This window comes from Bradyrhizobium erythrophlei (genome assembly GCF_900129425.1).
Lineage (GTDB): Bacteria > Pseudomonadota > Alphaproteobacteria > Rhizobiales > Xanthobacteraceae > Bradyrhizobium > Bradyrhizobium erythrophlei_C.
The window spans coordinates 1813421-1831846 of sequence record NZ_LT670817.1 but is presented as its reverse complement, the minus strand read 5'-3'; the positions used below and the strand labels follow the sequence as shown (position 1 = coordinate 1831846).

The following is an 18426-nucleotide window of genomic DNA, read 5'->3' as shown; positions in this document are numbered from 1 at the left end:
TTAGCCAATACGGATGCGGTAATTTACCGATCGCTTTTGCGCGGGAGAGATGTGCATCAACCCAGGCTTGTCGATGAACTCTCCGTCAAATTCCGACGGACTTGCAAATCCGTGCCAGGGTTCGACGCAGAGAAACCGAGCGCCGCCGGGTTTCGACCAGACACCGAGTTCACGAAATCCCTGCCAAGAAACGTCGATGGATGGACCGTGATCGGCTGCGTAGCTAACGGCTGAACTTGCAAGTTGGTCCAGAATAATCGCGTCATCATCGAAAAGCTTTTCCGAAAGCGAGAGCGTGTCGCCGCGTATGGGTGTCGGCTCCGACATCGGGCGCATCAATCCGTCCTTCAGTCGACGGACCGGTGCAGACTCTTCGTTTGAGAAAATGAGCTTGTAAGCTTCCTTGGCCAACCCTGGCAGCAATGGCCAATGAAACGCCGGATGAGCGCCAATTGACGCCGGGAGCATCTCGTTACCCGTATTGGTAACGTCGAGGGTTATATCCAGTCCGGCGCCTTTCAACGTGTAATTGACCTCCAGCCGAAACGGAAAGGGATAGCGTATGCGCGTTTCGGCATTATCGTTAAGGACCAGCTTACAGGACGTCGACTCGCGCGATACCCAGTCAAACCGATGGTCGCGCGCAAAACCGTGTTGTGCCATCGGATAGGCTTTTCCCCGATGATGCAGTTCGTCGTTCTTCAGGCGGCCGACGATCGGAAACAGCAAAGGCGCGTGGCGCGGCCATTCCGGCCCGGCCTGCCAGAGCAGTTCAAATCCTTGAGCATCCGTCAAGGAACACAATTCAGCACCATGCGCCAAGACGGTCGCAGCGATCTCCTTATTGCGCAGTCTATGGTGGTCAATGTTCATGTCTCACCTCGCCAGAACGCGGTTTGGAGCGGAAGCTGGTGTTTGATCATAGCAACACCGTCGACTACCCGGAGGCCGCGGGCGGCGCAGGCCTCCATGAATTCGGTCCTGCGCCCGGCAATGATGTCGAACACAGCGCAATCTCTCGGCAGCTTTGCCGGATCCGTCGGCATGGCGTCTGTCGCGTTAAGTCCCAGCGACGTCGCGTTGACGAGCAGACCGGTGTCGTCGAACCTCTCCTGAAGGCTGATTTCAAGATTGGGAAACTGGCCGCGTAGTTTCGACGCCAAAATTTCAACCGGCCCGGGCGTTTCGTTGAGAATGCCGATGCTTTTTGCGCCGGCTGCGGCAAGCGCGTGGCAAATCGCGCGGCCTGCGCCACCCGCTCCGATGACGACGCAGCGGCGGCCGGAATCGAAAACGCCGGCCTCGCGGGCGGCGTCCATAAATCCGCGCCCGTCGAAGGATTCGCCGACCAGCCGTCCATCGCCTTCGATCCGGATGGTGTTGACGACACCTTCAAATTCTGCGGCGGGTCCCGCCGTATCGCAAAGCGCAAACGCGGCCGGCTTGTGAGGCATGGTGAGGTTGAATCCAGCGACACTGCGCGAATTCGCGAGCGTCCTTATTGTCTCCGCGAGATGCTCCGGCGCGATGTCAAGCGGCACCATGTGCCAGTCGAGCCCGCTTTCCCGGAAATACGGCGAATAATAACGCGGCGCGCTGACGTGCCCGGCCGGATGGGCGAGGATGAAAACGAAGCGCGAGGCGCCAGTCGGAAGCCGCATGTCTAGCCCTTTACAGCGCCGGCCGTCAGCCCGCTCACCAGATAACGGCGTACCGCGAGGGAAAAGATCAGGACCGGCGCCATCACGAGCGATCCGCCGGCAGCGATCTTGCCCCACTCCCACCCTTCATAGTTCATAAAATTCACGACGGCGACCGGCGCCGTGCGCGCGTTGGTGCGGGTGAGGATCAGCGCGAAGAAGAAATCGTTCCAAGCATAGAGGAAACAAAGGATTGCGGTGGCGGCGATACCTGGCGCAACCATTGGCAGCACGATATGCAGGAACACAGTACGGGTTCGGGCACCATCGACCAAGGCCGCCTCCTCCAGCGACCGCGGCACCGTATCGAAGAAAGGCTGCATCATCCAGATCACGAGCGGAAGGTTGAAGCTGGTATAGACCAGGACCAGTCCGGTGACCGTGTCGAGCAGACCGATCCAGCGATAAAACAGGAAGAACGGAATGGTGAATGCGATGGGCGGCGCCATTCTGGTCACGAGAATGGCAAATCCCAGCGCATGCTTTCCCCGCCCGGCCCATCGCGATAACGCGTAGGCTGCCGGCACTCCGAGCAGAAGTGCGAGCGCGGTGGAGAGCGACGCGCTCAGCAGACTGTTGACGAACGAGGCAGAAAACGCGCTGTGCCAGAGCGAGGTGTAATTCTCCAGCGTCGGCTTGAAGATCAAGAGCGGCGGGAACTGCAGTATCATGTCGTTGGTCTTGAAGCTCATCTGCAACAACCAGAGGAACGGGGAAAGCAGCACAACCAGCGTCACGCCGATCGCGACGAGCCTTCCCCGCCCAGGGCCGCGACCGGAATTCCCGCTCAATTCATCGCCTCCCGATGACGGCCCATCCACATCACGCCCAGGCTGACCGCAACGACGAGGAGTAGCATCACGATCGTCACCGCGCTGGAATAGCCGATCTCGTTGAAATCGAACGCCAATAAGTAGGCATAGTAGTTGGTCACCTCCGTGACGCTTCCGGGCCCGCCGCCTGTCAGCAGGAAGACAAGCGGAAACGCTTTGACGCTGTCGATCAGGCGGAACATCGCCGAGATCACCAGGATAGGCGTGATGAAGGGAAGTGTGACGTAGTAAAATATCTGGAGCTTGTTGGCGCCGTCGACCAGCGCAGCCTCGGAATATTCATCGGGAATGGTTTGCAGCGCCGCCAGCACCATCAGGAAGGTAAAGGGCAGCCACTCCCAGGTGTCGGCAATGATGATTGAACGTCAGAGCAAAATCGACGCTGGAGGTCAGCGATGGCATCGTGATATTGAGCAGGCTTGCGGCGTAGTAGATCGGGCTGATGTCGGGCGTGTAAATCAATTTCCAGATCACGGCCACCACGATCGGCGGCAGCACTATTGGAATCAGGAAAAAGGTACGGACGAATTCGACAAAGCGCGACTGCGTATGAAGCAGCAGCGCGAGCAGCGTGCCCAGCAGCACCTGAAACAGCACGCCCCAGAAGGACAGCTTCGCCTGCACGAGCAGCGAATTGACGAAGCGCGGATCCCCCGGAAGCAGGCGGTAATTCCGCAACGGCGCGGTGAAATCGGTCGAGGAGCCGGGATTGACCAGTTGAAACGGCGTCAGGCTGGTCACCAGCAAGTAAAACGCCGGCAGCGCAGCAATCGCGAAGAGAACGATCAAACTTGGCGCCAGCGCCCAGCGCACAAAACTTCGTCGCTCCGCGTCAATTCCCGTTTCGCTCAAAGCGCGGTTCCGGAACGGCGCAAATTGGCGACTGCCTGTTCCTGCGCGGCATTCATGGCGGCAGCGCCGGTGAGCTGTCCCGTCACGACCTGCTCGACGGCCTTGTTGATGACATCGCCGACCACGGGGAATTCCTTCACCGTGCGATAGGCCATGTAATTTTCGCCCTTGGCCGGAAGCTCCAGCACTTCGAGATAGAGCGCGCCGAGATCCTGGCCGTTGACCGTGTTCAGCTTGCGATAGGTCTCGCTTTCGATCACGGACCGGCGGCACACCGACGAGTGGCCGTGCTCTTTGAACAAACGCATCGAGATTTCCGGGCTGAGCGCCCACTTGATGAACTCCCACGCCGCTTTCCTGTTCCTGGCGTTTTTGGGAATGCCGAGCCCCTGGCTGTTCGAGGCTGGAAAATCGTGCACAGGGCCGGCGGGCATCCGGACGATGCGTGCGGTGTCCTTCACCTTGCTTTCATCCGAGAGCAGCGTCGGCGTGATCCAGGAGCTGGAATGAATGAAGATGTTGGAGCGCCCCGTCAGCAGCGACTGGCGCGCCTGGTCTTCGGTGTAGGTGAGGACGCCGCGTGGCGCGCTCTTCAGGAGCGTCGCATAATATTCGACCGCCTGGATCGCTTCCGGTGTATTCAGTGTCGGCATGATGTCGGCTGGCGGATTGCGGAAAACATTGCCGCCAAAACCCTGGATGTAGGGCGGCAGGCACCAGTGATGAAGCTGGAAGCTGACGATGCCGTTGACATTGCCGGTGCCATTGATCTCGGCGCAAACCTGCTGCAATTCGGCGAACGTCTTCGGTATCTTGAGCCCCTTCTTCTCCATCAAATCCATGCGCGACAAGCCCATCACCATGGCGCCGCCTTCCCAGGAATAGCCGTAGGTCGTGCCCTTGGCGTCGCGGTAAGGTACCTGTGCGCCATCGACGAAGTCCTTCGGATTCCAGTCCGGGGGCGTGAGATTTGGATCAGAGGTGAGCTCATCCAGATTGGCGAGAAGCCCGGCCGCCACCCATCGCGCGGCGAGAAAGAATGTCACGTTGACGAAATCATAGGCCGAGCCGCCGGACGACAATTCCAGATTTGCCTGCTGGTTGTAGACAGGGAAAGCCGAGAGCTGCAGATCGACCTTCATGCCCGTCTGCTGCTCAAACTCAGGGATATAGTTCTGCAGCAACGTGAAGAAGCGATGCTGGAAGGAAGCGCCGTGCAGCGTCACGCCTGCAAAGGGTTTTGCCTGCGCAATTGCAGGCATCGGAAACGCAGCGGCGCCGAGTGCGGCTGCACTTACCTGTAGCAGCTTTCGGCGGCTGACGATGGGTGCAAGATCGAGCGATTTGTTGCTGCTCATTCGGACATCCTCTCTATCGAATTTTCAATAATATGACCGACATAAAATGGGCTGTCAAAAGCCGGATACCCAACGATCAATCGGATTTTGGGCGTGATTTGACATCGCACCGCAATAAAGCAGACAATATTCTTTTTTGTGAGGATCGGAAATTGCCGAAAGCAGATGACTTCGGTCCGTCCAATAACCACGTCGCCCGCGAAATCGCGCGACTGATCGTGACGGGCGTCTGGCATGAGGGATCGACGTTGCCTCGCGAAATCGAGCTCGCCTCGCAATTCGATGTCAGCCGCACCTCGATCCGGGAGTCGTTGTCCATCCTCAAAGCCAAGGGCCTGATTGCAGCCAGGCAAAAAGCCGGCACGCATGTTCGCGAGCGCGTCAACTGGAACATGCTGGACGCGGAGTTGCTGGAATGGACTTGGGCGTTGCGCCCGATCGAGGATTTCGCCCAGCAATTGCTTCAGGTACGCCGGATCGTGGAGCCCGAAGCCTGCGCTTTATGTGCCGAACGCGGCTCCGATGCCGACCTTGCCCGGATCGAGAGGGCCTATCGCGAGATGGATGCGGCCGGCATGGACAGCCGCGCCTATTCCGAACCGGACCTTCGCTTCCACCGCGGTATCCTCACTGCGACAGGCAATGACTTCCTGGTCGCCTTCGGTGCAACCGTCGAGGCCGCGCTACGCATGTCTTTCGAACTATCTACCCTTAATCCCGGTGCGCCGCGCAAGAGCTTACCCTATCACCGCGCCATTCTCGACGAAATCTGGGCTCGCAATCCCGACGGCGCCCGGCGCGCGATGCACAGACTGATGGAATTGACCGAGCGCAACATCGTCACAGCCTTGTCGCGCCGAAAGGCTGAGCATATTGCGGTGATGATGGCGTCGAAGTAAAGGCTTACGGCGGACACTTTAGTTCGGATAAAATTGTCTCACACCCGGTCGCAAAGCTTAGCCTTGATTTTTATTCAGCCAAGAGCTGGATAGTTTTCTACTCATTCCTTCTCGGTCATCGAGGGAGAGTTCCAGGAAGACGCTTGCCATATCGAGGGATCAAGCAAGGCCAACTTCTTTGCCGGGCAATGAACGCCGATCGGTTGTCTGATCGTTTTCGCCAAAGCTCTCAAATCTCGATCTCAGTGCCAAATTCGACCACTTGTCTCGCGGGCACGCCGAAGAAGGTTGCGGAGCCTTTGGCGTTGTGCTGCAGAAATGCGAAGAGAGTCTCGCGCCAGACTGCCATGCCCACGACTTCGTCACTCGGGATGATCGTCTCGCGGCCAACATAATAAGTGATATTTGCAGGATCGATGCCGCATATTTTTCCTTGATCGCAGGCGGCCTGCAATCCTGCTGCGATCGTGATGTTGCTTTCCATGAAGCCGAAGTGGAGAATGACGCGTGTAATTCCCTTGATCACTTCAATCACTTCCACCCGGTTCTCGTCGGCGATACGCGGCGTCTCCTCGATAAGGACAGTGAGGAGTATAATACGCTCGTGCATCACGTGATTGTGCCGGATGAATTGCGTCAGCGCGAGCGGCACGCCATTGGCCGCGGATGCAAGAAACACGGCGGTACCGGGTAGTCGCGCCGGGCATCCGCTGGTGGCGGTCTCGATCAGGTCTGCTTCCGGCTGACGCAAATTGCTACGGGCCCTTTCGACAAGCCTGGCGCCGCTTCGCCAGGTCAGCATCAGGAATGCAACGGCGCCCGCGAGCGCAAGCGGAAACCAGCCGCCCTCAAACAGTTTGGTCGAATTCGCCGCAAAGAAGATGAGGTCGATGATAAAAAAGAAGCCGTTGACCGGGATGACGACGATCGGATGGTAGCCCCATTGCAGTGCGACCAGCGCCGCAAGCAGCGTAGTGATCGCCATCAGCAGTGACACCGCGATTCCATAGGCGCCCGCGAGCGCGTCGGATGTGCCGAAGCCAATCACGGCGCCCAGCGTCGCCACCGCAAGCAGCCAGTTCACAACGGGCACATAAATCTGGCCGATCGTGTGACTGGTCGTGTGCCAAATCTGCATGCGCGGCAGGAAGCCGAGCTGGATCGCCTGCTGCGTCAGCGAAAACACGCCTGAGATAATCGCCTGCGAGGCGATCACCGTCGCAACGGTTGCGAAAGCAACAAGCGGGTAGTGCGCCCAGTCTGGCGCAAGCTGATAGAATGGACTCTCGAGCGTGCTCGCGTCAGTGATCAGCAGCGCGGCCTGTCCGAAGTAGTTGAGCACGAGGGCAGGCAGGGCAACCGCAAACCATGCAAGCCGGATTGGCACCTGACCAAAGTGTCCCATATCGGCATACATGGCTTCGCCGCCGGTCACGGCGAGAAAGGCGGCGCCGAGAATGGCGAAGCTGATGTGAAAATCCTGGTGGATCAGAAAATTGAAGGCATAAAGCGGGCTCACGGCGGCGAGGACATCGGGAGCTCGGACGATGCCGTAGATGCCCAGCAATGCAATCACGAAAAACCAACCGAGCATCACCGGCCCGAATATATTGCCGATGAAGCCGGTGCCTTTCCGTTGCACGACGAAAAGCCCGATCAGGATGATGACGGTGAGTGGCATCACGGCAGGCGCCAGCGACGGCGCATCGACCTTCAGGCCTTCAACGGCGCTGAGCACGGAGATGGCCGGCGTGATGGCGCCGTCACCATAAAGCAACGCCGCACCAACGAGGCCGACGATCAGGAGTTGCGCGCGCCACGTTCCGGGCCGCGCATTCCTGGCAGAGAGCAGCGCCAGCAACGCAACGATCCCGCCTTCGCCGCGGTTGTCGGCGCGCAAAATAAGCAGCGCATATTTAACTGAAATAATCAGGACCAGCGCCCAGAGGATCAGCGACACCACTCCGAGGATCGCCTCATGGGTGAGCGGGCCGCCATGGGTGGCCGCCTTGGCCGCTTCCTTCAGCGCATAGAGAGGACTTGTGCCGATGTCGCCATAGACGACGCCGAGCGCGCCCAGTGTGGCGGCAATCGGAAGACCTTTGGTGTGTGCCACTTCACCCGGGTGAGGAACAGTCATTGTTTCCCCCGATCAGCATTTTTCGCTGCACAGTCTGCATCCGGCCGACGCGAATTGCTAGCGGCGATGTCGGTTGATCTGCGGGTTCACCATCATTACGTCCGGTTTTGAGTTTTCGGCACACACAGGAGGGGATATGGCGGTGAGCAATCGACAGGGACTTATGATTATTGCCCGAGTGAGTGAGGTCGCCCGCCTGGCCACGTGAGTCGTGCTACGGGTGATAGTGAAATCGAGAGGATCTATGGACGCGCTTATATTGAATCCATCTGGCCCGAAACATCCGTGCGGCATCGGCCGCCAGTCTTCGTGAAGCCCTCCAAATTTCCATCGATTCGATCACGTCCATCATGTGACGCCAATATTGATATCCCCAAGCGAAGGCCGCAATCGACAGGAGCTTCTCTCGGTTAAGCTGAAACAGCCGCTCGACGAGTGTAAGCTTCAAAACTTCCGCCGTGATGAAGGTGACGGCGCCAGCGAAGAAATGACCGGTTCCCAACAAATACCCCGCCAAGGGCTTTGCCGGCTCAAGGATGATGACTGGCACGGCAAAAAGTGCGAGCGATGGATAAGGCCCCAAAGAGATCACCCAGAGTCGCACTCGCTCGAAAAGCTTTTTGTTGGCAAGCCATACCGTTATGGGCTGCGTGACGTGAGAAAACATCCCGTCTACGACGAAATACACTGTGGCCAAGATGAAAACGGGTGTGTTCCAGACGCGGGCCATGAAATCCTCCGCTGAGTCAATACGAAGGGGATTAATGGGTTCCAACCCGATAAAAGGACACGTCGGAACAATACGTGTCAGGGCGGCTTGGCGCTGTCGCAGCCGCCGATCTCAGACGCCGTCCCGGCGACCACACCACCGGGATCGATACTTCAACAAAAAGAGGAATACATGACCAAAAATCGGCTTTTGACTGACCCGTGGCGTAGTGATCCTGTTCTCATTGTTCGTTGTGTTCTCGGCAGACGTGGTGCCGACCGCCTGGCAGTCCAGCACCATCGTCTCGCAGGCTGAAGCGCGGGTCGGGCCGGCCGGCGACGCCCCGCAGCGCTGCCGGGGTTGCGCGGCGCACGACCAGGCACGCGGTCACGACCGGGCGCGCGGTACGGAGGTATTGACGGCTGGGGAGTAGAACCCGTTACTGATCCTCTAAAGTCCTCGATCGCGGTGGTCCCCTCGGTATTCGGGGACTGAAATCGGAATCGCGCATCCCTAAGCCAAATGCGCTGCAAAATCGCCCGCTTGCCCCGTCGGGCAAACAAAAAAGTCCTCAGCGCGTCCTTGCCTTTGCGCGATCGGCCCTCGGCTCCTGTCCGAAGACCGTCTCGTCAACCAGACGCCAATACGCTTCGACGACCTTCGTGTCCTCGGATGACAATCCGCTCGTAACTTGCATTTCAGGGCCGAATTCCGAAAGCGCGGCGGTAAGGCTGACCATCATATAGTGGAAAAGAATCGGATCGACTGCGGGTAGGAGACCTCGTTTCTGAGCCTCAATGATCTGAGGCAGCAATCGCGCCAGAAGCGGAGCCAAGACCGTTTCCGCCACCCATTTCAGCCGCGGATTATTCGTCAAGGCTTCCTGGCGCATGAACCGATGAAATTCAGGAAACGCAACGGTATACCGGAAAAGAGTCGTGTACTCCTGGCGTAGCCGCGCCAGCGGTGACAATTCAGATCCTTCGGGTGCCAAAATGTCCCACTCGGACCGTATTTGTGCGAAGGCATGCTCCGCTGCGGCCCGCCAGAGAATGTCCTTGCTGCGATAGTGGTAGGTGATCAGCGGATGTTGCAGGCCGAGCCGATCGGCGATAGCGCGAATGCTCGCTCCTTGGAATCCTCGCTCGGCAAACTCCGCGATCGTGGCATTGAGGATTGCGGCTCGCGTCTCGATCGAACGCTGTTGTTCGGCTCTCTTGCGTGGGCGCTTGCGGTGCCCAGTAGTCAGCCTCGTTTTCTTCGGCATTTGGCCTTCGTAGCTCCCAACCGAACGCCACGCGCAGTGTTTGAATAGCTCTTCATGAGTTTATCACAGGTTGCCGCGTAATCGATCGCCTAGAGCTATCGACCTTGACGGCGGAGTTTCTCGACTTTTGCTCGAATCGACTCTCGCTCATCGGCAAGCCCAAAGTCATATTTGACCGCCAGCGCTCACCAAACTTTCGAGGCCGGCTCATTTTCCCTCAAAGACGAGCGTTGGCGGTTCGATGTCCTTGTTGAAGGCCTCCGCCGTATTCGCAAAGCCGCGCTGCGCATCGGCACCGTTGTAGAGTTCCATCGCGACGTCGAGCATGATAAGGTCCGCGGCGGCGATCCCTCCGCTCGACCACGCCTTGAGCAGCGTACGCGTCGCTGCGTACGATCTGGTCGGCCCCGTCGCCAGCTGTCGGGCCAATGCAGACGCGGTCGCCGAAAGCTCGTTCTCAGGCACCACATGCGTCGCAATTCCGAGCGCACCAGCTTCGCGCCCGGAAATCGGCTCCCCAAGCATGGCGAGACGCGATGCGCGAGCCCGACCGGCGCGCTCAGCGATCCGCTGCAAGGCTCCGGCGATCGGCAGCATCGCTGTCGTAACTTCGACGCAGCGAAGGGTCGCATTGTCGGCTGCGACCAGAAAATCGCAAGCCAGCGCCAGTTCGAAACCGCCGCCGAAGGCAATCCCCTTCACCACAGCTACCGTCGGAATCTTCAACATTTCGATGGCGCGATAGGCGGCGTTCACGTCAGCGACGAATGTCCTGAACCAGTTGGCATCCTTTCCGGGCCATTCACGGACCTCGCCGCCGAAGCTGAAGTGCGGCCCCTCCGATCGAACAACAAGCACGCGTATGTCGCTTTCGCTGGCCTGGTGCACGGCGGCTCGCAAGGCTTCCGCGAAACGCAGGTCGAGCCGGTTGAAGGGGGGATTCGCCAACACGATATTTCCGATGGCACCGTCTCGTTCAAATCGGATCGTTGTCATTGCAACACGTGCTCCTTCATGCAGAGGTCAGAATGGACGCCGGTTGGTGAGCTCAGGGATGATCGGCAGCAGCAAATGTGACGGCCGTTCCGCGTCACGGTAGATCTTGTGGGTGACCGTCTTGCTGCTGCAGACGTGGTACGGGATGTACTCGACATTGGTCATCGCCCCGGTGCCTGTGGGCACATCCAAGGATGTGATGTCGACACAGATCCGATGACCCGCTTTGAATTGATTCGCCGTGGCGAGGATCTGTATCCGATACTCGACCACTTCGCCTGGTTTGACCGGAGCGATTGAGTCCTGCGTGAGCTTGTGGAATGGCTCCCAGGGCTTCGAACGCTTTTCATCGAGTGCCCGATATGATGCTTTCAGCCAGCCTCGCGTCAGTTCACGTTCGGGCAAGGAAGACGGCACATCCCGTTCGCCCTCGCGCGCTGTACGAACCGACACGTCGGGCCCAACATCCTTGAGCACGATGATCCAATTGGTGTCGTCCTGATCGATCGCCGCGTGCAGCGTCAGCGTGATTGGGCCTGCGACGGTGACATCATGCGGCAAGGGATCTGTCATGTAGCGCAGCCGCTCGACCTTCGTCGTCCGCGTCAGCGGCATCTGCGTGAAGACATCAGGCTCGCGCGCCGCAGCGCCAAGCTCTGAGGCTGCTCGCGGCGGCTCGGTCGACAGCGTCTCCCAATGGGAGAGGTAGTATTTGGTCCACTGCGTCTCCGGCAGCGGCCAATTCGCTCCGGTCCGCCACTCGTTGGCCCCCATCAGCCAGTAGCGCACCGGTGGTTCGTCCATGATGCCGGTGTCCTGCCCTTTCAGCCAATGGTCATACCAGCGGATGATCTCGTCGTGGTATTGATGGAATGGCCGCTCCAGGTGAGCCGGCCCGGTAAACAGCAACTTCTTTGGCGCATCGACATTCTGAAAGTAGTGCTGTGCGCCGAGCCAATGGAGCTTGTAAGTGTAGGCGTAGGCTCCTGAGCCGGTATAGAATGGTATTTTGATTTTCTTGAAGGTCTCTTCCGCGCGCTCGACAGTGCCGTCGAACTCCCAGGGATGCGTCATCATGAGATACATGATGAACGTCCGCTGCCCCTTCTGGGTAAGAATGTTGTAGAGGTTGATGTATTGCTTGTAATCCGGGTTCCGCATGGCCCGGCGCCAGAGTTCTTCGTCCGCGGCGGGAAGTTCTGCGGGCCGGTCACGCGACTCATGAACCGTGCTGAAGACGTCGAGCAAATAAGGAAAGGTGTGCAAGACCCCGCCGGGATTGAAGTCGCGGAATCCGAACATGCCGCCATACGCGCTGCAGGCGTCGTAGGGAAAGATGGCTTTCAGCGCTGGATGTCCCTGCGCGGCGGCGCGCCATTGTTCGCCCGCATAGCCGGAGATGCCAACCATTCCGACCTTACCGTCTGACCAGGGCTGTTGTGTGATCCATTCGATCAGATCGTAGTGGTCGGTATCCTCGTGGCCGTAGTGTCCTTCCGATTTGGCAGAGCCCCTCGGCTGGGCGATCACATGGACATATCCGTTGGCGATGAAGCGTCGTGTGTCGCCCGCCTCGATGGGGCCGAACCAGAGCGGAGCGTGCGCCGGTTGCGGCGGTAAGATATCCGCGATGTCAGGACCCTGGATGTCCTTGTTGTGCAGGGCTGAAGCGTACAGCACGGGGTATTTGCCTGGCGCATCCGGGCGGTAAACGTCGACGGCGAGCCGCGTGCCATCCCTCACGGCGACGCTGATGTCCCTTTCCTCGATCATCATTTCACCCCGGCTTTTCGCGACGCTTTCGGTCGACGTTTGACGATGTCGAGAAGGTGACAAGCCAAGTATCCTCCGCCCGACCGTACGGACTATGCCATTTTACTTTACGTTCGTAAAGTTTAATTTTATCCTTTTTGAACCGCGCATGGGACGGCATGTCCTACTGGTAGGAAAGTTGCTGCCGGCAGGGCCTGACCGAGGGCGGCCTCGAGCGCCGCGGGAAGCCTACCCAGCCTTCCCTGGCCAGCCGGCCGCGCGGAGCCTTCGAACTGTGGGGATCATTAGGAAAGCGATGCCTTCACGCGTTGAGGCGTCGTGGGAAGCTCCCGTATCCGTCGCTTCTCGCGATAGGGACACCGGCGTTCGGCTAAGTTTTCGCAGACCGTCTCGCCTTCTTCCTGGCGCCCGGCGGTTTCGGCACTTTGCCCGTTTCCACCGGAATCTGCTTCAGGCGATCGACAAACCATCGGCCGGCGGGGCCAGGCGGTGACTTGGTCTGCCACACTGCCGACATCGCTAGAATCAAACCATCCGGAGGCACGTCCTCGATAGGCAGCGCAGAAAGGCGTCCCTCTTCCAAATCCTTGCGCACGGCATGCAATGGCATTCCGCCCCAACCTAGACCCTTGAGCAAAAAATGATGCTTGGCGAAGAGGTCGGCAAGCCGCCAGGTCGCAGGCGACATGACGCCGAATTCGCGTCCCAAGGATAGCTCCGACCTGTCGGTGAGAACGATCTGAGTATGTTTTCCGAGAACTTCCTTGGGGATTTTGCCTCGGTAGGACGTCAGTGCATGATCGCGGGCAGCAACCATGAGAAACGCGATACCGGGCAACCGCTCATAGGTCAGCGAATCTGGAATCACCGGCAGTGATCCGATGACGCCGATGCTACAACGGCCGTCAAGCACGGGTTTGATGGCTCCTCCGAGCGCCTCGACATAGATGCGGAGCGACACTCCAGGGTATTTCTCCCGGAACTCCTTGGCCACCCGAGTAATCGCGTCGATCGGATAGAAGACGTCAATCACCACGGACAATTCCGGCTCCAGGCCGACCGACATGCCCTTCGCCCGGGCCTTCAGCAAGTCGACCCCGGTGATGATGCTGCGAGCATCGCCCAGAATGGCCAATCCCGCTGGAGTGAGTTTGGGATAGCGGCCAGAGCGGTCGAACAACTGCACGCCAATCTGTTCCTCAAGATTGCTGATTGTCTCACTCACCACAGACTGCGAGCGCAGCAACTTGCGGGAGGCGGCAGAAAAGCTTCCTTCATCGACCGCGGCGATGAACGTACGCAGTTGATCGAGAGAGACGGCGTCGAGCATGGAACCTACCTATCGACCAAACCGATGCTAAAACGAATGATATACTGCCCCATTGGCGGGTCATATCAACCATTGAGGTCGCGCAATTCGACTCGTAAGCCCTTTCTAGCTTGCGAACTACCAAGGCCCTCACCTTTGCAAGGCGGGGAAAAGGTACGATTCGTCGACGCAAGGTGCTCGTTTCGGCTCGAGGCAGCTCTCGCCTGCCCGACGAGAGCCCCTCAACAAGGAGCAGGCCTCCGGCTCTGGTCAGAGCGCCCATTGATCCTCTTGGCCGCTCCAATCGCTTTCGTTTAAGCGCCGAGCTATCTCCTCGCTCATCGCGGGATCGGCTGCTACCGCGATAACGACGCCATGCTGCGTGACGATCTCGCGTTCTCTTGCCTCGACCGGGAAGTGTTCCGATCGGAGCGGCAAGCGTCTATCGGACCTGTCCCGGCACTCCCGGGCTCCGGCCATACGTCGAAAAAGCTGAACTCCATCTGATCCAAACATCGCTTTCCTCCATAGTGAGTCTACGACTAGGCTAATCTCTCCGGTCCTCAGTGTCTTGCGCTCCCAAGACACCCTGATTGTGTAGCCGGCGGCCAATATCGGTGATGTTGCTCTCCCCAATGCGTAAGGAATCCGCATTGGTATGCACGGAGTAGCGCCCGGTCACGAGGTCGTAAGGGTGCTTGACCGCAGAGCCGAGAATGAAGCCGGCATCGGAGAGCGCTTCAAACTCGATCGCCTGATCGCCCTCCTCGAACACGGCGACTTCGCCCATCGATACCTGCTCCGGCGTTGTCAAGATCCCTTGGTGCGATGCGATCCAAGCGACATCGTGCCCCTTGGTCGGGTGAAAGATCCAGCGCTCTCCGGCCTTGAGGCGCACATCGAGGTAAGTGATGCCAGAAGGCGACTCAACAATGCTTTTCACACCGTCGTATTCGCCCGCGATGACCCTCGCGGGACCGGCAAAATGGAAGTCGGAAGCGCCAAGATATTGGCTTTGAGGTTCGGCAAGTTCGAGCTCGGGCGGCATAGCGACCCAGAGCTGAAAGCCCGTAATCCGCTCCTTGCCGAACATTCCGCCGGTATGCCAAACGCCACTGCTGGCGCGCATCCACTCAACACCGCCGGTCTCGATGACGCCTTCGCGGCCGGTGGTCTCCTTGTAGAAAGCCTGCCCAGCCAGAATTACGGTTAGAGTCGCAATTCCGGAATGGGGATGAAAGCCGAATTCTGGCGCAGTCGCTGGATCGGCGTCGAAGTAATCGAGAAAGACGAACGGCTTAATCAATTCACCAATGTCGCCCGGACTGACCAGTCGGGTAACGCGCCCATGCGAGTGTCCACGCGTACGCAGAGCAATCTGCCGGGAAGTCTCTTCAGCGTGTATCGGACGCGTGAACACTGCATCGGTCTTCATTTTCGTTCTCCTGAGGTTTGGCTGTCTCTGAATTTCAAGCTCAGCCCTTGACCCGGTGAAGCAAGGCAACGAGCTCATCGCGCCGCAGGTAGACAACCACCGCATTGAGCAATCCAAGGACGATCGCCGGGACCGGATTGGTGTGCAGGACGAACACATGGGTTGCCACGGCACAGACCATGGTGAATCCGAGCCACAGGGCGCCGATCGAAGCCAGGCCGGGAACGAGCAGAGCGACGGCGCCCGTCACTTCCACGATGCCGGTCGCGACGCGGAACCACTGACCGAGCCCGATCTGCTCGAACAATTCCACCATAAAAGGAACGCCGGCCAGTTTGGCGAAGCCGGCGGCAAGGAAAGCCGCCGCGATGATGCCCTGCAGTGTCCAAGCGCCGATGCGGCGCGTGGGACGGCTTGATTGGATGGAAGCTGCACTCATGTTGGACTCCGTTGTGTGTGAGGTTGAAAGTGACAAAAACCTAAACTGCCGGCCGTCATGGCAACAGCCGATTTATTCAGATGATATCCATCGGTTTCTCCGATATGTCGTCGACACCGCACCCCGGAGTAATGGATGTTTTCCGCACGGCCGTGCTCGAGAGATCCGCCGGTGGCGCGATGCCGCGAGGTGCTCACGCCTTCTCGGACGTGATCCGCCTCAAGTGGTCACGATGGTTTGTCGAACCTTGAGCGTGGGCGCGGTGGGTCCGATAGCGATGCCGTTTTGAGCAATTCATAGTGTCCTCCTCCCCCGACGACCGTAACGACTTCCCGAGTCTTCGATCGCTTCGAGGCGCAGGTGCAAATTCATCCGGCACCGCGATGCCGCTGGCGGCGGGCAATTCGTCACCGTTATCTCGGATCATTCCGAAGGCTGAGAGGATGTGTGTCCTCGAACTCGAAAACGGCCTCGTCGCCAGCGGCAGCACCGCGTCAAGCACAGCTGCACCGATCGAAGGGTGCGGGACTGGCCAGGCCACTCGCGGAACGCGTAATTTTAGGTCGGTGTATTTGTGTGGCGGAAAGCTGCAGCCAATCTAGCTCATCCACGCATGACCGAGCCCAATGAAGGGGTCGATCAGCTTGGCCCGGAAATGGCGACCATGATTTGTCCGATGGACCGGAGCGATGATGGACATAGCCGCGCGCCTTACGCGGCCGCGGCCGCCTCAAGCGCGGGATAGTCGGTATAGCCCTGCGCGGCGCCGCCAAAGAAGGTGGCGCGATCCGCTTCGTTCATCGGCGTACTGGTCTTCAACCGTGCGACGAAATCCGGGTTGGCAAGGACCATCTGGCCGTAGGCTTCCAGATCGGCCAACCCCGAAGCCATGTCAGCGCCGATCTGGTCGCGCGGACGACCGGGCCGGTTCAGGATCAGTGGGTGCTTCCACAGCCTGCGTATGTCGCCCAGCAGCAGCTCGTCGCCGCTATGCGTGATGTGCAGGCGAGGACTCTTCCGCTATTGTGCCCTTAACCGACGTCGATAGTTTGCGAATATCCGCTTCGCGCCAGCAACGGACATCGGCCAGCCTCAGGCGATGGCTCAAACTTTCAGCAAACGTTGAATGCATCATCGAGGCAGTCGCGCCGTGTTAGCAATGGCCGCAGCCAACATTCAACTGCGACTTTGCGAATTCCTTCGGCGGCCTCACTACTGGCTTGCGCGCAGACACAACCTTATGAACCGGGCGAGCACAGGCCGCTAAGACCGCGGGCTTTCGCTGTGCACCCTGTCCGCCTCCAGTCATTTGGAGGCCCCAAGATCGGAGCGAGCGAGCCGTTGCGCACGAGCGTCGCGCACTGCCGGGCAGCGCCGTCGTGTTTCACTTCACCGGCTTGTATCCGTCGTTCAGGGTCTTCAGGAATGCAATGATGTCGGCTTCGTCCTGTGCTGTCATTGCTGGCGTTTCACCGAGATGCCGGTTGAAGGGCGGATCGCTCACATCGACATAAGCCTGATACTGCACCGGAATGTCATTGAATTTCTGAACCGTCCCGTCCGCCGCACGCGGATAGATCTTCTCCGGGTTGGTGTCGCGGAAATTGTAGAAATCGAGCACCTGCTGCAGCGTCTGGAATACCCCGTTGTGGAAGAACGCGTGGCGCCTGGCGGTGTTACGCAAGGTCGGCGTCAGGAACATGCCGCAATATTGCGTCTGGTCGGCGATGTCGGTGCGAATGGGTCCGCAAACCCCGAGATCGAAATACTTGATGTCCTTGTTGTCCGAGAGTGCTGCATTGCGCGGCGCACCCAGCGCTTCATACTGATGATCGGTAAAGAGCGGCGGCAATCCATCGAGACTCGGCTGCGAAATATGGCAGCCGCCGCAATTGGCTTTCTCCGGGTCATTGAACAAACGATAGCCGCGCATTTCGCTGTCGGTGAGGCGGGCCTTGCCCTCCAGCCAATAATCGAACTTGCTCGTGTAGGGGTGAAAGTCCGGCTCCTCGATCTGATAGCGTGCGACGGCGAACATCGCCTCGGACAGCAGCATCTGCGGGTTTTGGAAAATGTTCTCGCCGAACAGCCCCGTGAAGCTCTCGGCATACGGCGCGTGACGCAGTTTCTCGACCGCTCTTTCGATGCCGCCACCGTCCATCTCGCGCGGGTCGAGCAAAGGGGCGGCCGCCTGCATCTGCAATGTGTCTACACGGCCGTCCCAGAACATGCCGCCCTGCGGAACGATGTTCGCGGCGCTCTGCGAAGTCTGCGTAGCGGTCTTTTGCGCGCGTGTGGACTGCTGGCCGAGCGCGGCCATCTGCGCCAGGTCCACGGTCTCGGCCTCCGGATCGTCGGGGCCGATGCTGAAGCTCGGCTGCCGCTCCAGATAGGTCAAAGACGGAACGGCACGGGCGCCTTGGCGCGACAGCGACGGGCCGCCGAGCATGACCTGGCCGTCGGTCGGTGGACCGTAGGCGTGCTGCGGGCTGTGGCACGACGCGCAAGCCAGCTTGCCTGAGGACGACAAGCTGGTGTCGTAAAAGATCTGCCGGCCGAGCTGCGCCATCGCCGACAAGGGCGCGACCGGCGGACGGACGAGGTGGATTGGATGTGGATTAGCGCCGGCCGAACCTTGCGGTTCGGCCGCGAAGACGGCACCGGCCAAACTGAGGCCGGCGCCGAGGAGCCACATTATGCGGCGGTGCTGCATCGT

Annotated in this window: 16 protein-coding genes and 1 pseudogene; 1 reads left to right on the top strand and 16 read right to left on the bottom strand. The window is 59.3% G+C overall.

Annotation, left to right across the window (positions count from 1 at the left end; all coding sequences use genetic code 11):
* Genes B5527_RS08765 through B5527_RS08745 form a run of 6 tightly spaced genes read right to left on the bottom strand, consistent with a single transcriptional unit; the run spans position 1 to position 4743 of the window.
* Positions 1 to 873 (bottom strand): aldose 1-epimerase family protein, encoded by an 873-nt coding sequence (locus B5527_RS08765; RefSeq protein WP_079600931.1) that lies wholly within the window; start codon positions 871 to 873, stop codon positions 1 to 3.
* Positions 870 to 1661, bottom strand: coding sequence for a shikimate dehydrogenase family protein (locus B5527_RS08760; protein WP_079600930.1), 792 nt, complete (start codon positions 1659 to 1661; stop codon positions 870 to 872). The genes B5527_RS08765 and B5527_RS08760 overlap by 4 nt, the downstream gene beginning before the upstream one ends.
* 2 nt (positions 1662 to 1663) lie before the next feature.
* Entirely contained in the window at positions 1664 to 2491 is an 828-nt protein-coding gene (locus B5527_RS08755) for a carbohydrate ABC transporter permease (protein ID WP_197689290.1), read from the bottom strand.
* On the bottom strand, positions 2488 to 2847 hold the full coding sequence (locus tag B5527_RS45700; RefSeq protein WP_197689329.1) for a carbohydrate ABC transporter permease: 360 nt from the start codon (positions 2845 to 2847) through the stop codon (positions 2488 to 2490). Before B5527_RS45700 ends, B5527_RS08755 begins: the two co-directional genes overlap by 4 nt.
* Complete coding sequence (locus tag B5527_RS45695) at positions 2813 to 3346, bottom strand: carbohydrate ABC transporter permease (RefSeq protein ID WP_197689289.1); 534 nt, start codon at positions 3344 to 3346, stop codon at positions 2813 to 2815. The genes B5527_RS45700 and B5527_RS45695 overlap by 35 nt, the downstream gene beginning before the upstream one ends.
* Before the next feature lie 35 nt (positions 3347 to 3381).
* Entirely contained in the window at positions 3382 to 4743 is a 1362-nt protein-coding gene (locus tag B5527_RS08745; protein ID WP_079600929.1) for an ABC transporter substrate-binding protein, read from the bottom strand.
* A gap of 152 nt (positions 4744 to 4895) precedes the next feature.
* Here B5527_RS08745 and B5527_RS08740 point away from each other — a divergent pair, with 152 nt between their 5' ends.
* Positions 4896 to 5642 carry a FadR/GntR family transcriptional regulator gene (locus tag B5527_RS08740; protein ID WP_197689288.1) on the top strand — a complete coding sequence of 249 codons (747 nt, stop codon included), beginning with the start codon at positions 4896 to 4898 and terminating at the stop codon, positions 5640 to 5642.
* Between the two features lie 229 nt (positions 5643 to 5871).
* On the opposite strand, the gene B5527_RS08735 is transcribed toward B5527_RS08740, so the two are convergent.
* The 10 genes and pseudogenes from B5527_RS08735 to B5527_RS08680 form a co-directional block, all read right to left on the bottom strand.
* The gene (locus tag B5527_RS08735) at positions 5872 to 7782 is read right to left on the bottom strand and encodes a potassium transporter Kup (protein WP_079600927.1); all 1911 of its coding nucleotides are present in this window, start codon (positions 7780 to 7782) and stop codon (positions 5872 to 5874) included.
* Positions 7783 to 7996: 214 nt separating this feature from the next.
* Entirely contained in the window at positions 7997 to 8512 is a 516-nt protein-coding gene (locus B5527_RS08730) for a hypothetical protein (protein ID WP_079600926.1), read from the bottom strand.
* Between the two features lie 550 nt (positions 8513 to 9062).
* Positions 9063 to 9758 (bottom strand): TetR/AcrR family transcriptional regulator, encoded by a 696-nt coding sequence (locus B5527_RS08720; protein ID WP_079600924.1) that lies wholly within the window; start codon positions 9756 to 9758, stop codon positions 9063 to 9065.
* A gap of 207 nt (positions 9759 to 9965) precedes the next feature.
* Positions 9966 to 10754, bottom strand: coding sequence for an enoyl-CoA hydratase/isomerase family protein (locus B5527_RS08715; protein ID WP_079600923.1), 789 nt, complete (start codon positions 10752 to 10754; stop codon positions 9966 to 9968).
* 27 nt (positions 10755 to 10781) lie between these two features.
* Positions 10782 to 12527, bottom strand: coding sequence for a CocE/NonD family hydrolase (locus B5527_RS08710; protein WP_172842511.1), 1746 nt, complete (start codon positions 12525 to 12527; stop codon positions 10782 to 10784).
* Between the two features lie 370 nt (positions 12528 to 12897).
* Positions 12898 to 13857, bottom strand: a complete 960-nt coding sequence (locus B5527_RS08705) for a LysR family transcriptional regulator (protein WP_079600921.1) — start codon at positions 13855 to 13857, stop codon at positions 12898 to 12900.
* A gap of 526 nt (positions 13858 to 14383) precedes the next feature.
* Positions 14384 to 15271 (bottom strand): pirin family protein, encoded by an 888-nt coding sequence (locus B5527_RS08695; RefSeq protein WP_079600919.1) that lies wholly within the window; start codon positions 15269 to 15271, stop codon positions 14384 to 14386.
* 40 nt (positions 15272 to 15311) lie between these two features.
* Positions 15312 to 15710: a DoxX family protein gene (locus tag B5527_RS08690; protein ID WP_079600918.1), complete on the bottom strand. Its 399-nt coding sequence runs from the start codon at positions 15708 to 15710 to the stop codon at positions 15312 to 15314.
* Positions 15711 to 16421: 711 nt separating this feature from the next.
* A pseudogene (locus B5527_RS08685) lies at positions 16422 to 16694 on the bottom strand (alkene reductase); the annotation flags it as partial.
* A gap of 400 nt (positions 16695 to 17094) precedes the next feature.
* Complete coding sequence (locus B5527_RS08680) at positions 17095 to 18405, bottom strand: cytochrome-c peroxidase (protein ID WP_245332549.1); 1311 nt, start codon at positions 18403 to 18405, stop codon at positions 17095 to 17097.
* Between the last annotated feature and the right edge of the window lie 21 nt (positions 18406 to 18426).

Coding starts and splice junctions, on each gene's coding strand:
- B5527_RS08765 (WP_079600931.1), bottom strand. CDS start 873: ATGAACATTGACCACCATAGACTGCGCAATAAGGAGATCGCTGCGACC.
- B5527_RS08760 (WP_079600930.1), bottom strand. CDS start 1,661: ATGCGGCTTCCGACTGGCGCCTCGCGCTTCGTTTTCATCCTCGCCCAT.
- B5527_RS45700 (WP_197689329.1), bottom strand. CDS start 2,847: ATGGTGCTGGCGGCGCTGCAAACCATTCCCGATGAATATTCCGAGGCT.
- B5527_RS08745 (WP_079600929.1), bottom strand. CDS start 4,743: ATGAGCAGCAACAAATCGCTCGATCTTGCACCCATCGTCAGCCGCCGA.
- B5527_RS08735 (WP_079600927.1), bottom strand. CDS start 7,782: ATGACTGTTCCTCACCCGGGTGAAGTGGCACACACCAAAGGTCTTCCG.
- B5527_RS08730 (WP_079600926.1), bottom strand. CDS start 8,512: ATGGCCCGCGTCTGGAACACACCCGTTTTCATCTTGGCCACAGTGTAT.
- B5527_RS08720 (WP_079600924.1), bottom strand. CDS start 9,758: ATGCCGAAGAAAACGAGGCTGACTACTGGGCACCGCAAGCGCCCACGC.
- B5527_RS08715 (WP_079600923.1), bottom strand. CDS start 10,754: ATGACAACGATCCGATTTGAACGAGACGGTGCCATCGGAAATATCGTG.
- B5527_RS08710 (WP_172842511.1), bottom strand. CDS start 12,527: ATGATCGAGGAAAGGGACATCAGCGTCGCCGTGAGGGATGGCACGCGG.
- B5527_RS08705 (WP_079600921.1), bottom strand. CDS start 13,857: ATGCTCGACGCCGTCTCTCTCGATCAACTGCGTACGTTCATCGCCGCG.
- B5527_RS08695 (WP_079600919.1), bottom strand. CDS start 15,271: ATGAAGACCGATGCAGTGTTCACGCGTCCGATACACGCTGAAGAGACT.
- B5527_RS08690 (WP_079600918.1), bottom strand. CDS start 15,710: ATGAGTGCAGCTTCCATCCAATCAAGCCGTCCCACGCGCCGCATCGGC.
- B5527_RS08680 (WP_245332549.1), bottom strand. CDS start 18,405: ATGTGGCTCCTCGGCGCCGGCCTCAGTTTGGCCGGTGCCGTCTTCGCG.